Origin of the sequence: Salipiger marinus, from assembly GCF_035481585.1 — a bacterium.
GTDB lineage: Bacteria > Pseudomonadota > Alphaproteobacteria > Rhodobacterales > Rhodobacteraceae > Salipiger > Salipiger marinus.
On the sequence record NZ_JAYKSL010000016.1, the window covers coordinates 27,758 to 42,191 of the forward strand.

Genomic DNA, 14,434 nt, shown 5'->3' on the forward strand with positions numbered 1-14,434 from the left:
CCGCCCCGGCCTGCGGATCGATGCCGGTCACCGCATAGCCGCGCCGCACCAGCGCCGCCGCCAGCCCGCCCTGACCGCAGCCGATGTCCAGCACCCGCCGCACCTGCCCTGCCGCCAGATGCGCCAGCACCGCCGCCGTCACCGGCCCCAGTTCGGCGCTGGAGCGGGTGCCCATGGCCTGCGTTTCGGCGTTCAAGGACCGCTGATCGACCATGTGGATCGTCCCAATGCTGCGCGGGCGTCAGATGGTGCGCCCGCCATCCACCTCGAGGATGACCCCGGTGATAAAATCCGCCTCGTCCGAGGCGAGATACAGCGCGGCATTGGCGATGTCGCGCGGTTCGGACAGGCGGCCCAGCGGAATGGTGGCGATGAACCTTTCGCGGTTTTCGGGCGTGTCGGGCACGCCCATGAACTGCTCCAGCAGGCCGGTCACGCCCATCACCGGCGCGATGCCGCAGACGCGGATGCGGTCCGGCGCCAGCTCCACCGCCAGCGAGCGGGTCATCAGGTTCACCGCCCCCTTGGAGGAGTTGTACCATGTCAGGCCGGGGCGCGGGCGGATGCCGGCGGTGGATCCGACATTCAGCATGACGCCGCCGCCCTGCTGCCGCCAGACCGGCACGCAGGCCTTGGTCATGTGAAAGATCGACAGCACGTTGATGTCATAGATCTTGCGGAAGGTGGCCTCGTCCGTTTCCATCAGCGGCTGGTTGGGATTGGTCCAGCCCGCGTTGTTCACCACCACGTCCAGCCGTCCATAGCGGTCGATCACCTGCCGCACCGCCGCCTGCACCTGATCGCCCTGCGCCACGTCGCAGGGGATCGCGATGGCGCCCTCTCCCAGATCCGCCGCGACCGCTGCGGCCCCCTCGCCGTTCAGGTCCACCACCGCGACCTGCGCCCCTTCGCGCCGGAAGGTTTCGGCAATGCCACGGCCAAAGCCCGAAGCCGCGCCGGTCACCAGTGTGATCTTGTCCTTGAGCCGCATGTGCTGTCCTTTCGTTCTGGTCTGTCCGTGCCGGGATGTCATGCCGTCCTGCGATCCGGGTCGAGCGTGCCTTCGGCCACCTCGCCGCGTTCGATCACCAGCGTGCGGCTGGCAAAGCCGCGCAGCAGCGAGGGGTTGGATTCGGTGATGATCAGCGTGACGCTGCGATCCGCGTCGCGCAGCGCGCGCAGCGCTGCGGCGTATCGCTGGGCCAGCGCCGGGGCCAGCCCCTGAAACGGCTCGTCCAGCATCACCAGCCGCGTGCCCGACATCAGCGCGCGCCCCAGCGCCACCATCTTGCCCTGCCCGCCCGACACGTTGCCCGCCGGACGGCCCGCCATGTCGCGCAGTTCCGGCAGGATGTCATAAATCCGGTCCAGCCGCTTCTGCGTCTCGGCCGCGCCCAGCCGGGCGGCCTGCGCGGGCAGCAGGATGTTCTCCTCGACGGTGAAGGCCGAAAACAGCCGCCGGTCCTCGGGGGAATAACCGATGCCCAGACCGGGGCGTTTGGGCGGGGCCATGCTGTCCAGCCGGGTGTCGCCGAACCGGATCTCTCCGGTGACGCGGGTAAAGCCCATGATCGTGCGCAGCAGCGTGGTCTTGCCCGCGCCGTTGCGCCCGATCAGCGCCAGCGTTTCCGCCGGGGCGATGCGGAAATCGAGACCGCGCAGGATCTGGATGATGCCGATGGAGGCGGTGACATTGCGGAATTCCAGCATCAGGCGATCTCCTCTCCGATCACGTCGCGGATCACGTCCGGATGCTCCAGAATTTCCGCCGGGGTGCCGCGCAGCTGCACGCGACCGGTGTTCCAGACCGCCACTTCGTCGGCGTGGCGGCTGACGATGCCCATGTCATGCTCGACAAAGACCGACGTGACCCCCGCCTGCGCCAGCGCGCCGACGAGAATTTCCATGACCTCGTGTTTCTGCGACGAGGCCACGCCCGAGGTGGGTTCGTCCATCAAGAGCAACCGCGGCTTCAGCGCCAGCGCCACCGCGATGTCGATCAGCTTGCGCTGGCCTTCGGACAGTTCCACCACCACGCGATGCGCGACATCGGCGCAGTTCACCATTTCCAGCAGATGCATCATCTCGTCGCGCTGGCGGATCTGGTGCAGGTTCTGCAGCGGGTTGCGCAGCCCCTCGCGCGCGGCGGCGGCGATCAGCAGGTTTTCCAGCGCGGTGTGTTCGGTGAACAGCTGCGGGATCTGGAAGGCGCGGGCGACGCCGCGCGCCACGATCTTGCGCGGGGGCAGCGGCGTGATGTCCTGCCCCTCGAACAGCACCTGCCCCTCGCGCGGCTTGATCCAGCCGGTGCAGATGTTGAGAAAGGTGGTCTTGCCGGCGCCGTTCGGCCCGATGATGGCAAGGTTGCGCCCCGCCTCGATGCGCATGGACACGTCATTGGCGGCAATCACCCCGCCAAAGCGGATGGTCAGGTTGCGGGTTTCCAGCAGCGGCGTGGTCATTGGCCTGCCTCCTTGGTGCGGGCGGGGGCGCGGGCGGGGGTGGCGCGGCGCATCAGCCCGTCAAGGATGCCCATGATGCCGCCCGGCGCGAACAGGATGATGACCAGCAGGAACGCTCCCAGCAGCATCTGCCAGATGTCCCCCGCAAAGGCCGAGGCATAGACCCGCACCATTTCGTAGATCAGCGCGCCCACGAAGGCGCCGCGCACCGATCCGGCCCCGCCCAGCACCGCGATGAACACCATTTCCGCCGAGCGCACCCACCAGACATATTCCGGCGTGACCACGCCCTGCGTCATGCCCATGAGCGACCCGCCGACCCCGCACAGCACCGCCGACAGCAGATAGCCCGACAGCAGCACCCGCCGGGGCGACAGGCCCAGATATTCCAGCCGCGTCTCGTTGGTCTTGATGGTCTGGAACAGCTGCCCCACCGGCGAGGCGAACCAGCGCAGCGTGAACCAGCCCAGACCCAGCACCAGCGCGATGGCCAGATAGAACAGCACCAGTTCAAAGGCGCCGCGCCCCAGTTCCATGCCCAGCACGGTGGGCCGGTCCAGCCGGATGCCGTCCGCCCCGCCGGTGACGTGGTAGAATTTTTCGAGGATCGACCAGAAGATCATCGAAAAGGCGAGGTTCAGCATCCCGAAGAAGATGCCGCGGTAGCGCACCACGAACAGCCCGACCAGCAGCCCGGCCAGCGCCGCGCCGATGACGCCTGCGACCAGCACCAGCACCAGATCGGCCCCGGGAAGCGCTGCGACACAGAACGCCCCGGCATAGGCGGAGACGCCAAAGAACAGCGCGTGCCCGAAAGACACCTGTCCGGCGCGCAGCAGCACCGTGACCCCCAGCACCGCCAGCCCCTTGGCCAGCGCGAGGTTGACCAGAAGCTGCAGGCCGGGCGCCATGACGGGAATGACGGCAAGGGCCAGCACGCCAAGCGCCGTCAGCAGGGACCGCAGCGGCAGCCCACGGGAGCCGGGCGCGGGACGGGGGGAGGATGTGGAATGACCGGTCATCTCGGCTCCTCAGATCTTGCGGGCGACCGGGCTGCCGAACAGCCCTTCGGGGCGCACCAGCAGGACCAGAACCATGATGAGATAGGGCACCAGCACCGCCACCTCGGGCCAGACATAGACGGCAAAGGACCGCCCCAGCCCGATCAGCAGCGCGGTGATGGCCGCACCTTCGATCTGGCCCAGCCCGGCGGTGGCGATCACGGCGAAGGACAGCACGATCATGTCCGCGCCCATCCCCGGCAGGATCGAGGTGGTGGGCGAGGCAAGCGCCCCGCCCAGACCCGCCAGCACCGCCCCCACCACGAAGGTGAACAGGAACACCCGGTCGGCATCGATGCCGATGGACTGCGCCGCCTCGCGGTCTTCGGTGGTGGCGAGGATCAGCTTGCCGATCACCGTGTGCCGCAGGAAGAACCGCAGCCCCAGCAGCAGCGTCACCGCCAGAACCGGCAGCAGGATCAGCTGGTAGACGGTATAGGTGACGCCAAACACCGTGACATTGCCAAGCGCCTGCAGGGCGCTCGCCTGAAAATAGGGCTGCGTGCCCCAGACCAGCCGCTGCACGTCCTCCAGGATCATGAACACGGCGAAGGTGACCAGAAGCTGCAGCACCTCGGGCTTGTTGTAGATGCGGCGCAGCAGCAGCCATTCGATGGGCCCCCCCAGCAGGACGCCCACCAGCACCGCCGACACCAGCATCAGCGGAAAGGCCAGCACCGGGGCAAAGCCAAGCGCCAGCACGTAACTGGTCAGCGACGCGGTGGCATAGGCGCCGATGGCGTAAAGCGAGCCATGCGCGACGTTGAGAATGCGCATGACGCCAAAGATCAGCGTCAGCCCCAGCGCGACGATGAACACCAGCGCCGCATAGGAGATGCCGTCAAACAGCGCGAGCAGGAAGATGGTGAGGTTCATGGGGGTTCCGTTCCATGGCGCCGGGCGGAGGGGAGACCCCTCCGCCGGGTCGTGGTCAGTTGTCGTAGGACGCCGCCTCGACGCTGTCGGGGAAAGAGGCATCAAGCCCCTTGATCCACTCGATCGAGGTTTCCCCCACCGGCGGCAGCAGCTGTGCGCCGTCAAAGATCATGATGTCCTCCAGCGTGGCGAAGGGGTAATCGCCAGACTGCACGCTCATGCCCATCAGCTGCGCTTCGATGCCCTGATTGTCCTCGCGCAGGGTGATGGGGCGGCCATAGGCCTGAAACTCCAGCCCCTCGAACGCGGCAAGCAGCTGGTCTTCGGTCGGCCAGTCGGTGCCGTTTTCCTCGATCGCGCGGGTATAGGCGGCTTTCATCGCCTCCAGCGCCTGCGCGGCATGGAACACCGAATAGATCGGAATGCTGCCGGTGCTTTCCTTGAAGTCGCTGACGAAGGTCTTGAAATCCTCGTCATCGCGGCGTTCGGGATGCAGGAAATAGTGATCCCCGCGCGCCCCCACCACATGCCCGGCGGGCAGGCTGCTGCCCAGCCGTTCCAGCGAGCTTTCGGCGAGGGGCAGCACGAAGGTGGAGCTGTTCATCAGCCCGCGCTGGAATGCCTGCTGCACGAACGTGTCCAGATCGCCGCCCCAAGAGGTGGACAGGATCACGTCCGGACGCAGCGCCTGCAGCCGCGAGATTTCGGTGGAGAAGTCGGGCGAGCCGAATTTCGGGAAGAATTCGCCCAGCACCTCGACCTCGGGCTTCATGGCCTTGAGCGCGGTGGAAAAGATGTCCCAGCTGTCGCGGCCCCAGGCATAATCCTGATTGACCACGGCGATGGTCTGGAAATCCGGTTTCATCTTCAGCAGATAGACCACTGCCGCCATCATCTCTGCGGTGGCGTTGGCCTGCGTGCGGAAGACGTATTTGTAGTCGTTTTCTTCAAAGATGCGCTGCGTGCCGCAGTCCCACATCAGGTTCGGCACCTGCAGATCCTCGGCCAGCGGCGCCAGCGTCTGGCAGTTGCCAGAGGAAATGGCCGAAAGCATCACCTCGGCCTCGCCCGACACGCGGCGGAATTCCGAGGTCAGCGCCTCTGCCCCCGCGCCCTCGTCGATATAGATGACCTCGACAGGCACGCCGTTGATGCCGCCCGCCTCGTTGAGGCTGGCCACCATCAGATCCATGGCATCCCGCGCGGGCACCCCGAAAACCGAGGCGGATCCGGTCAGGAACGTGGTCATCCCCACCTTCAGCGTGTCCGGCTTGTCCTGCGCGAAGGCGCCGAACGGCAGCGCCGCGCAGAGCGCCGTGGTGACGAATAGCTTTTTCATTGTCTCTCCTCCCTGTGAAGTGGCCGGTGATCCGGTCCGGGAACGGCCCGGGATCTGGCCGGTGATCTGGCCCTTGGGCACCCGGTCAGCGAATGGCGATCGGGTTGATGATCATCTGCACCGCGCCTTTCACCCGCGCCTGCCCCAGCACGAACAGGAATTCATGCACCCCGTCGGCGGCCAGTGCGCGGGTGTCCATGTTTTCAAGGATGTAGATGCCGTTATGGGTCTGCAGGATCTGGTGGGCGCGGAACGCCTGACCTTCGGTTTCGGCGGGCACCACCTCCATGCCCCATGTGTCGGCCCCTACGGCCATCACGCCGATTTCCGCCAGATATTCGGCACCGCTGACCCCCAGCCCCGGCTCGATGGCGCCGAAGGTCTGGGGATCGGGGCTGTCGCCGTCCAGCAGGTTCATCCAGTTGGAGTTGAACAGCACCACATCGCCTTCGCGCAGGTCCACCCCCTGCGCCTCTGCGGCGGCGCGGATGTCGTCTGCGGTATAGGGCGTTCCGCCTTCGACCATGTCGGTGCCGAAATAGGCGGCCATGTCCAGCATCACCCCCCGGCCCACCAGACCCGGCAGCTTGTCCAGCCCCAGTTCGGTCAGACCCGAGGCCGGGGCAAAGTCGTCATAGCTCCGGCCCCCGTAATAAAGGTGATCCTCGCCGGAATGGCCCAGACCGTCGATCTGCGGACCGATCCCCAGCCAGCCCATAAAGATGTCGTCATTATAGGTGAAGGTGTTGTCGCCCAGCCCGGAATTGCCGTTCTGCCCGGGCTGCAGGATGGTCAGCGACAGGCTGCGCGGCGGAAAGGCGGGCGTGTCCGCCCCCACGATCATGCCAAGGCTGTAGACCTTGCCTTCGGTCACCAGCCCTGCGGCCTGTTTCACCCGCTCTGGTGTCATGTGGTTGGCGGCGCCCAGTTCGTCGCCCTCGCCCCAGCGGGTCTGCGCCCAGTCCGGCGGGCTGCCGGACGTGTCATGCGCCAGCAGCGGACCCGCCGCCATGGCCGCCAGCGTCCCGGCCAGCAGCCGCAATCTTGCACGGTTTTGGAAAGTACCCATAGCTTCCTCCCAGAGCTTGAGACTTCAAAAGCCTATGCGGCGGGGCCAAACCGGGCCAATATCCTTCGACGATTCCGGCCATAGGTTTGTGCTATCGCAGCAAGGGTTCCGGTTTCGCCGCGCAGGGATGCGTCTAGCCTGAGCGCTGAGGAGAGCGTGGGCTGACAGGGAGGAGCGCATGAAGATCACGGCTGCCGTGCTGGAGCGCGGCGGGATCCCGAAGGGATTCGAGGCGGCGCAGGCGCTGCGGGTGGGCGAGGTGGATCTGGCGCCTCCCGGCCCCGGAGAGGTGCTGATCCGCGTGGCGGCGGCGGGGGTCTGCCATTCCGATCTGTCGGTCATCAACGGCACCCGGCCCCGCCCCGTGCCCATGGTGCTGGGCCACGAGGCATCGGGCCATGTCGAGGAGGTGGGCGCGGGGGTCACGGATCTGGCGCCCGGCGATCACGTCGTCTGCATCTTCGCGCCGGGCTGTGGCACCTGCCTGCCCTGCGCCGAGGGCCGCCCCGCGCTTTGCACCCGGGCCGCCGCGCATCATGGCCGCGGCGAGCTGATGACCGGCCACCGCCGCCTGTCGCGGGAGGGCGCGCCGGTGCACCATCATGTCGGCGTGTCGGCCTTTGCCACCCATGCCGTGCTGGCGCGGCAGTCGCTGGTCAAGGTCGAGGCCGATCTGCCGCCGCATGTCTCGGCGCTGTTTTCCTGCGCGATGCTGACCGGCGCGGGGGCGGTGTTCAACACCGCGCGCGTGCCGCCGGGGTCGCGGGTTGCGGTGTTCGGGCTGGGCGGAGTCGGGCTGTCGGCGGTGCTGGGGGCCGTGGCGGCGGGCGCGGGACAGGTCATCGCCATCGACCGCTTCGACTCCAAGATGCAGGCGGCCCGCGACATGGGCGCCACCCATACCGTCAAGGCCGATGCCCATACGGTGGAGGCGGTGCGCGATCTGACCGGCGGCGGCGTCGATGTGGCGATCGAACTGGCGGGGTCGGTCACGGCGCTGGAAACGGCATGGGGCTGCACCTGCCGGGGCGGCACCACCGTCACCGCGGGCCTGCCCCATCCGGACGCGCGCATGGCGCTGAACGCGCTGCAGCTGGTGGCCGAAGAACGGGTGCTGAAGGGCAGCTATATCGGATCCTGCGTGCCGCAGCGCGATCTGCCGCGGATGTTCGCGCTTTATGCGCGCGGCAAGCTGCCGGTGGAAAAGATGCTGACGCACCGGCTGAAGCTGGCGGACATCAACCGCGCCATGGACCAGCTGGACGACGGCACCGCCATCCGGCAGGTGATCGAGTTCGACTGACAGGGCGGGGCGGATATGGTGGACATCCGGCAGCTGCGTTATTTCCTTGCCATCGCCGATGCCCCGTCGATTTCCGCGGCGGCGCAGGCCATCGGCGTGGCGCAGCCGTCGCTGTCCCAGCATGTGCAGCGCATGGAGGAGGAACTGGGCGTCAAGCTGGTGGACCGCTCGCCGCGCGGCACGCTGCTGACGCAGGAAGGCCATGTGCTGGTCGAACACGCGCGCCGCATCTGCGACAGTCTGGACCGCTGCATGGCCGACATGCGGGAACTGGGCGGGGTGATCCGGGGACGTGTGGGGTTCGGCATGCCGCCCTCCTGTTCCATGGTCATGTCGGTGCCTCTGGCCGAGACCGTGCGGCTGGAACTGCCCGAGGTGCGGCTGCGCGCCGTCGAGGCGATGAGCGGGTATATCAAGCACTGGATCGACGATGGCACCGTCGATATCGGCTTTCTCTATGACCTCAGCGATGCGGGGCCGCTGCGCGCGACGCATGTGATGGACGAGGCGCTGTATTTCTATTCGGCCCCGGATGCTTGGCCGCTGGACACGCCGCCCGGCACGCCGGTGGCGCTGCGCGACCTGCAGCGGCTGGACATGATCCTGACCTCGAACGGGCTGCGCCAGACCATCGAGGGTTACTGCCAGCGCAACGGCGTCAGCCTGAACGTGGTGATCGAAATGGACGCGATGACCCAGATCAAGGAACTGGTGGCGCGCGGGTCAGGCTATACCATCTTCGCCCCGGTGGCGGCGCAGGATTTTGTCCGGCGCGGCGAACTGCTGCGCGCCCCCATCGTGGAGCCGCGCATGACCCGCCCCGTCTATCTGGTGTCCAACCCCGCGCGGGTGATGACGCGGGCCTGCCGGTCGGTGGAACAGGTGACGCTGGACGTGGCGCGCGAACTGGTCCAGCGCGGCATCTGGGAGGCGACGCTGGTCTGACCCGCGCCGCCCCGCCTGAGCTGCCTTAAACCGCGACGCAGTCGGCGTAGTAATGCACTTTGCCGTCGGCTTCGGTCTCCTGCACCAGACCGTGAATGTCGGTCTCGAACCCCGGGCATTCGCTGGCGAACTCGCGGTTGAACTTCAGATATTCCACGATCTTGCGGTTGAACACCTCGCCCGGGATCAGCAGCGGGATGCCCGGCGGATAGGGCGTGACAAGGCTGGTGGTGATCCGGCCTTCCAGCTCGTCGATCGGCACGCGCTGCGTGGTGCGCCGCGCGATATGGGAAAACGCCTCGGCGGGGGCCATGGCCGGGGTCAGATCGCTGAGATACATTTCCGTCGACAGGATCGCCACGTCGTATTTGGCGTAAAGCGCATGCACATGCTGGCAGAGATCGCGCAGGCCCATCTGTTCATAGCGCGGCTGCTTGGCGCAGAAATCCGGCATGATCTTCCACATCGGATGGTTCTTGGCGTAGTCATCCTTGAACTGCTGCAGCGCGGTCAGCAGCGTGTTCCAGCGGCCCTTGGTGATGCCGATGGTGAACATGATGAAGAAGCTGTAAAGCCCGGTCTTTTCCACCACCACGCCATGCTCGGCCAGATATTTGGTGACGATGGAGGCGGGGATGCCCTCCTCCTCGAACCGGCCATCCAGATTGAGCCCCGGCGTGATCAGCGTTGCCTTGATCGGGTCCAGCATGTTGAAGCCGGGGGCCATGTCGCCAAAACCGTGCCAGCTGTCTTCGCCCGAGGCCTGCACCCCTTCGGCATCGGTCTTTTTCAGCACCCAGTCCTTGGTGCGGCCGATGCCCTCTTCGGCCAGATCGTCGGGGCCCCAGACGCGGAACCACCAGTCATTGCCGAATTCCTCGTCGACCTTGCGCATGGCCCGGCGGAAATCCAGCGACTGTTCGATGCTTTCTTCCACCAGTGCGGTGCCGCCCGGCGGTTCCATCATCGCGGCGGCCACGTCGCAGCTGGCGATGATCGAATATTGCGGGCTGGTGGAGGTGTGCATCAGATAGGCTTCGTTGAACAGATGCCGGTCCAGCTTGGTCTCAACGCTGTCCTGCACCAGCACATGGCTCGCCTGACTGATCCCGGCCAGCAGCTTGTGGATCGACTGCGTGGCATAGGTCACCGAATGCTGCGTGCGTTCGCGCTTGCGCCCCATGGCGTGATAGGTGCCGTAAAACGGATGGAAGGCGGCATGGGGCAGCCAGGCCTCGTCGAAATGCAGGTTCTCGACATAGCCGTCCAGCAGGCCCTTGATGGTTTCGGTGTTGTAGAGCACGCCGTCATAGGTCGACTGGGTCAGCGTCATGATGCGCGGCTTGACCGTGTCGGCATCCACGCCTTCCAGCAGAGGGTTGGCGCGGATCTTGGCCTTGATCGCCTCGGGCGAGAATTCCGAAAACGGAATCGGACCGATGATGCCGAAATGGTTGCGCGTGGGCTTCAGGAAAACCGGGATCGCGCCGGTCATGATGATGCTGTGCAGGATCGACTTGTGGCAATTGCGGTCCACCACCACCACATCGCCGGGCGCCACGGTGTGATGCCAGACCATCTTGTTGGAGGTCGAGGTGCCGTTGGTGACGAAATAGCAGTGATCGGCGTTGAAGATGCGCGCGGCATTGCGTTCGGAGGCGCCGATGGCGCCGTTATGGTCCAGAAGCTGGCCCAGTTCCTCGACCGCGTTGCAGACATCGGCGCGCAGCATGTTTTCACCGTAGAACTGGTGATACATCTGGCCGATGGGCGATTTCAGAAAGGCCACGCCCCCCGAATGGCCGGGGCAGTGCCACGAATAGGATCCATCCTCGGCGTAATCCAGCAGCGCCTTGAAGAACGGCGGCTGGATGCCCTCCAGATAGCTTTTTGCCTCGCGGATGATGTGGCGGGCGACAAATTCCGGCGTATCCTCGAACATGTGGATGAAGCCGTGCAGCTCGCGCAGGATCTCGTTGGGCAGGTGGCGGCTCGTCTTGGTCTCGCCGTAAAGGTAGATCGGCACATCGGCGTTTTTCCAGCGCACCTCGTCGATGAAGTTGCGCAGGTTCAGCACCGCCGGATCAAGTTCGGGGCCGGGGCTGAATTCCTCGTCGTCGATGGACAGCACAAAGGCCGAGGCGCGGCTTTGCTGCTGCGCGAATTGCGACAGATCCCCGTAGCTGGTGACGCCCAGCACCTCGAAACCTTCCTCCTCGATGGCCTGCGCCATGGCGCGGATGCCCAGCCCCGAGGAATTTTCGGAGCGGAAGTCTTCGTCGATGATGACGATGGGAAAACGGAACTTCATGGGGGGTTCTCCTTCCGGAAAGACGGCCGATTGGCCCTTGGGGCTCTGGTCTTCCGGCCTCGAAACGCAACAAGCGGGCCGGATCGCGGCGGGGCGGATCCTAGGCGCGTTTCTTTCCCCTGCAGCGCGGACAGTCAAGCGGATGTGCGCACCCCATGACAAAAGGGCCCGCCTGTCGGCGGACCCTCGCAGTCTGGCGGAGGAGGCGCCCAAGCTCAGGCGGCGCGGAACGCCCGTTCCGCCGCCAGAAGGGCGCGCGCGGCCTCGGCCACATCGGCGCGGCGGTCATCGGGGATGTCGGAACTCGGCCGCAGGATCGGCCCGGTCTGCGCCAACCCCGACAGCGCCACCGCCGCATGCAGCACGCGGATTTCGTTGATGCCGTTGCGCAGCACCTCCAGCGGCAGGATCGGCTCCAGCAGGCGGGTGGCCTCGGCCCGGTCGCCCGCCTTCAGCGCGGCAAGAATGGCGGTGGAGATGGCAGGCGCAATGCAGACGCAGCCTGCGGTGAAGCCCGCCAGCCCCTGATCCAGCAGATGCGGCACGGCGGGCGGTTCGCCAAAGCCCGAGATGATGCGCTCTGCCCCGATCGCGGCGATCAGCGCGTCAAGATAGGGATCCGCCGCCCCTTCGGCGCGCGGCACGGCATATTTGACGCCGAACACCACACCTTCGGCGACCAGCGCGCCCAGAAGATCGGCGGGCATGTAGCCATCGGTCTTGATATAGACCAGCAGCTGCACCCCGCAGGCATCGTAAAAGGCGCGCAGCGCGTCGCCCATGCCGTCATGGGTCAGCGGCGGGCTCATCGGCACCAGCAGCGCCACCGGGAAATCGCGGTCGGCCAGAACCGCCGCCTGATCCATCATCTTGCCCGCATCGGGCCCGACCGAGGGCAGCAGCCATGTATCCGCCTCCACCAGCGCCTCCAGCCGGTCCAGCCAGTCGGCATAGACCGAGACCGGCCAGTGATGGGCCAGCGCGTTGCCGCCATAAAGGATGGTGCTGACGCCGCCCGCTTCCAGATGGCGGATCAGCGCGCCATTGGCGGCATCGTTGAAGGTGCCGTCGGCGTGGCGGGCCAGCGGCGGCACCGCCATGACGGCGGCGGCAAGATCGGCGGGGGTGACGGTGGTGCGCATGGCAGGGCTCCGGAGGGTGAATCTGGGCAAAGCAGTAATTTCCCGGCCCGAATGAGTCAATAGTTGTAAAATCCGCGAACCGGACGTAGACAGGCGCCGACTCTCACCCGAAGGACAGGATGATGACCCTTACCGTTGCCATCGCCGGAGCCGGCGCCATCAGCGAATTCCACCTCAAGGGCTGGAAGGCGCAGCAGGATGTGACGCTGGCCGCCATCTGCGACCCCGATCCCGCCCGCGCCCGCGCCAAGGCCGAGGAATTCGGCATCCCCGCAGTCTATGCCGATACCGAAGAGATGCTGGAGGCGGTGAAGCCCGACGCGGTGGACATCATCACCCCGGTGGGCAGCCACGCGCCGCTGGTGAAGATGGCCGCCGATCGCGGCATCCATGTCATGTGCCAGAAGCCGATGACCCCCACCGTGGCCGAGGCCGAGGCGCTGATCGCCGAGGTGGGCGACCGCGTGCGCTTCATGGTGCATGAAAACTACCGCTTCCGCCCGCATTACGCCGAACTGGCCCGCCGCGTCGCCGAAGGTCAGGTGGGCCCGCTGCGCCATGCGCGGCTGACGGTGCGGTCCTCCTCGCTGTTCGACTATCCGGGCAAGGTGCCGTTCCTGCTGGGCCGCCAGCCCTATCTCAAGGAGTTCAAGCGGCTGCTGGTGTTCGAGGTGCTGATCCATCACCTTGACGCGCTGCGGTCGATCCTTGGCGAAATGCAGGTGATGTCGGCCACGCTGGACCGGATCAATCCCGATCTGGCGGGCGAGGATGTGGCGCTGGTGACGCTGCGCGCGGACAGCGGCGCGCTGGTGCAGATCGACGCCAACATCTCTGCCCCCGGCTATCCGCCGCTGCCCACCGACCGGCTGGAACTGCTGGGCGAGGCGGATACCATCGTCTATGACCGCGACCGCATCACCCGGCTGTCGGAACCCGACAACGTGTCGCTGCACGACCTTCAGGCCAATTATCAGGCCTGTTTCACCGGTGCCGTCACCTCCTTTGTCGAGGGGCTGCGCACCGGGGCGCCCTTCCCCACCGACAGGCTGGACAATCTGCGCACGCTGCGGCTGATGGAATCCATCTATACTGCGGCAGGCGTCGCAATCTGACCGCATCCGGAGGCAGGCATGCAGGACACCCGCCGCGATCCCTCGCGCGCCGATCAGGTTCACGACCGGCTTCTGGCCGATATCGTGGCGGGCACCTATCCCCTGCAGTCCCGCCTGCCCCCGGAGGAAGTGCTGGCGCAGACCTGCGGCGTGTCGCGCCCTGTGCTGCGCATGGCGCTGGCCCGGCTGCGCGAGGATGGCATCATCACCTCGCGCCGGGGCTCGGGCAATTATGTCACGCGCAGGCCCGACCGGGCGGTGATGGATTTCGTGCCGCTGGGATCGATCACCGACATCCGGCGCTGTTATGAATTCCGCGCCGATGTGGAAAGTGCCGCCGCCGCATGGGCCGCACGCCGCCGGACCGAGGCCGATCTGGCCGCGATGGAGGCGGCGCAGGCGCAGCTTGCGGGCAGCTACCGGCAGCAGCAGCTGGGGGTGGAGGCCGACCACCAGCTGCATCTGGCCGTGGCGCGGGCCAGCGGCAATCCGTTTTATGTCACCGTGCTGGAATCGCTCGCCACGCAGATCGCCTTTGGCATGACGCTGTCGCGGTCGCTGACGCTGCAGGGCGCCCCCGACCGGCAGGCCAAGGTCGAGGCAGAGCACCGCGCCCTGATCGAGGCGATCCGCGCCGCCGATCCCGAGGCCGCCGCCGCCGCGATGCGCCGCCATATCATCGCCGCCCGGGACCGCATGTTCGAAGGCGGCGACTGACAGACCGCTCTGCCGATGGTTGCCCTGACCGCTCCGCGCCCTACTCCTATGGGGGAGCGGTCCGGCATCCTGTCCGGTCCGCAGTTCACGCACT

At 66.6% G+C, this 14,434-nt stretch carries 14 protein-coding genes; 4 read left to right on the top strand and 10 right to left on the bottom strand.

Features of this window, described 5'->3' with window-relative positions; all coding sequences use genetic code 11:
- The 8 genes from VK682_RS18890 to VK682_RS18925 form a co-directional block, all read right to left on the bottom strand.
- Positions 1-214 (bottom strand): class I SAM-dependent methyltransferase (locus VK682_RS18890; protein ID WP_324782352.1); only part of this gene is annotated, 214 nt, incomplete at its 3' end.
- A gap of 27 nt (positions 215-241) precedes the next feature.
- A complete protein-coding gene (locus tag VK682_RS18895; protein WP_324782353.1) occupies positions 242-991 on the bottom strand; it encodes an SDR family oxidoreductase in 750 nt (249 codons plus the stop codon).
- Positions 992-1,029: 38 nt separating this feature from the next.
- Positions 1,030-1,710, bottom strand: a complete 681-nt coding sequence (locus VK682_RS18900; RefSeq protein WP_324782354.1) for an ABC transporter ATP-binding protein — start codon at positions 1,708-1,710, stop codon at positions 1,030-1,032.
- Entirely contained in the window at positions 1,710-2,462 is a 753-nt protein-coding gene (locus VK682_RS18905) for an ABC transporter ATP-binding protein (RefSeq protein WP_324782355.1), read from the bottom strand. Before VK682_RS18905 ends, VK682_RS18900 begins: the two co-directional genes overlap by 1 nt.
- Positions 2,459-3,484, bottom strand: coding sequence for a branched-chain amino acid ABC transporter permease (locus VK682_RS18910; protein WP_089851864.1), 1,026 nt, complete (start codon positions 3,482-3,484; stop codon positions 2,459-2,461). Before VK682_RS18910 ends, VK682_RS18905 begins: the two co-directional genes overlap by 4 nt.
- 9 nt (positions 3,485-3,493) lie before the next feature.
- Positions 3,494-4,399: a branched-chain amino acid ABC transporter permease gene (locus tag VK682_RS18915; RefSeq protein WP_089851866.1), complete on the bottom strand. Its 906-nt coding sequence runs from the start codon at positions 4,397-4,399 to the stop codon at positions 3,494-3,496.
- A gap of 55 nt (positions 4,400-4,454) precedes the next feature.
- On the bottom strand, positions 4,455-5,738 hold the full coding sequence (locus VK682_RS18920) for an ABC transporter substrate-binding protein (protein ID WP_324782356.1): 1,284 nt from the start codon (positions 5,736-5,738) through the stop codon (positions 4,455-4,457).
- An 85-nt stretch (positions 5,739-5,823) separates the two neighbouring features.
- The gene (locus VK682_RS18925; RefSeq protein WP_324782357.1) at positions 5,824-6,807 is read right to left on the bottom strand and encodes a cyclase family protein; all 984 of its coding nucleotides are present in this window, start codon (positions 6,805-6,807) and stop codon (positions 5,824-5,826) included.
- A gap of 178 nt (positions 6,808-6,985) precedes the next feature.
- Between VK682_RS18925 and VK682_RS18930 the strand changes: the two genes are divergently transcribed.
- Both VK682_RS18930 and VK682_RS18935 read left to right on the top strand, forming a co-directional pair.
- The gene (locus VK682_RS18930) at positions 6,986-8,110 is read left to right on the top strand and encodes a zinc-dependent alcohol dehydrogenase family protein (RefSeq protein ID WP_324782358.1); all 1,125 of its coding nucleotides are present in this window, start codon (positions 6,986-6,988) and stop codon (positions 8,108-8,110) included.
- 15 nt (positions 8,111-8,125) lie between these two features.
- Positions 8,126-9,055, top strand: a complete 930-nt coding sequence (locus VK682_RS18935; RefSeq protein WP_089851873.1) for a LysR family transcriptional regulator — start codon at positions 8,126-8,128, stop codon at positions 9,053-9,055.
- Positions 9,056-9,080: 25 nt separating this feature from the next.
- Here VK682_RS18935 and VK682_RS18940 read toward each other — a convergent pair whose 3' ends face one another.
- Positions 9,081-11,366 carry an arginine/lysine/ornithine decarboxylase gene (locus VK682_RS18940; RefSeq protein WP_089851875.1) on the bottom strand — a complete coding sequence of 762 codons (2,286 nt, stop codon included), beginning with the start codon at positions 11,364-11,366 and terminating at the stop codon, positions 9,081-9,083.
- 215 nt (positions 11,367-11,581) lie between these two features.
- A complete protein-coding gene (locus VK682_RS18945; protein ID WP_324782359.1) occupies positions 11,582-12,508 on the bottom strand; it encodes a dihydrodipicolinate synthase family protein in 927 nt (308 codons plus the stop codon).
- Between the two features lie 122 nt (positions 12,509-12,630).
- Between VK682_RS18945 and VK682_RS18950 the strand changes: the two genes are divergently transcribed.
- On the top strand, positions 12,631-13,623 hold the full coding sequence (locus tag VK682_RS18950) for a Gfo/Idh/MocA family protein (protein WP_324782360.1): 993 nt from the start codon (positions 12,631-12,633) through the stop codon (positions 13,621-13,623).
- Positions 13,624-13,641: 18 nt separating this feature from the next.
- Positions 13,642-14,340, top strand: coding sequence for a FadR/GntR family transcriptional regulator (locus tag VK682_RS18955; RefSeq protein ID WP_089851881.1), 699 nt, complete (start codon positions 13,642-13,644; stop codon positions 14,338-14,340).
- Positions 14,341-14,434 lie beyond the last annotated feature (94 nt).

Excerpts from the sequence above, each read along its gene's own strand:
- VK682_RS18950 (WP_324782360.1), top strand. The coding sequence starts at position 12,631 with ATGACCCTTACCGTTGCCATCGCCGGAGCCGGCGCCATCAGCGAATTC.
- VK682_RS18955 (WP_089851881.1), top strand. The coding sequence starts at position 13,642 with ATGCAGGACACCCGCCGCGATCCCTCGCGCGCCGATCAGGTTCACGAC.
- VK682_RS18925 (WP_324782357.1), bottom strand. The coding sequence starts at position 6,807 with ATGGGTACTTTCCAAAACCGTGCAAGATTGCGGCTGCTGGCCGGGACG.
- VK682_RS18930 (WP_324782358.1), top strand. The coding sequence starts at position 6,986 with ATGAAGATCACGGCTGCCGTGCTGGAGCGCGGCGGGATCCCGAAGGGA.
- VK682_RS18915 (WP_089851866.1), bottom strand. The coding sequence starts at position 4,399 with ATGAACCTCACCATCTTCCTGCTCGCGCTGTTTGACGGCATCTCCTAT.
- VK682_RS18945 (WP_324782359.1), bottom strand. The coding sequence starts at position 12,508 with ATGCGCACCACCGTCACCCCCGCCGATCTTGCCGCCGCCGTCATGGCG.
- VK682_RS18910 (WP_089851864.1), bottom strand. The coding sequence starts at position 3,484 with ATGACCGGTCATTCCACATCCTCCCCCCGTCCCGCGCCCGGCTCCCGT.
- VK682_RS18935 (WP_089851873.1), top strand. The coding sequence starts at position 8,126 with ATGGTGGACATCCGGCAGCTGCGTTATTTCCTTGCCATCGCCGATGCC.
- VK682_RS18900 (WP_324782354.1), bottom strand. The coding sequence starts at position 1,710 with ATGCTGGAATTCCGCAATGTCACCGCCTCCATCGGCATCATCCAGATC.
- VK682_RS18895 (WP_324782353.1), bottom strand. The coding sequence starts at position 991 with ATGCGGCTCAAGGACAAGATCACACTGGTGACCGGCGCGGCTTCGGGC.
- VK682_RS18940 (WP_089851875.1), bottom strand. The coding sequence starts at position 11,366 with ATGAAGTTCCGTTTTCCCATCGTCATCATCGACGAAGACTTCCGCTCC.
- VK682_RS18905 (WP_324782355.1), bottom strand. The coding sequence starts at position 2,462 with ATGACCACGCCGCTGCTGGAAACCCGCAACCTGACCATCCGCTTTGGC.
- VK682_RS18920 (WP_324782356.1), bottom strand. The coding sequence starts at position 5,738 with ATGAAAAAGCTATTCGTCACCACGGCGCTCTGCGCGGCGCTGCCGTTC.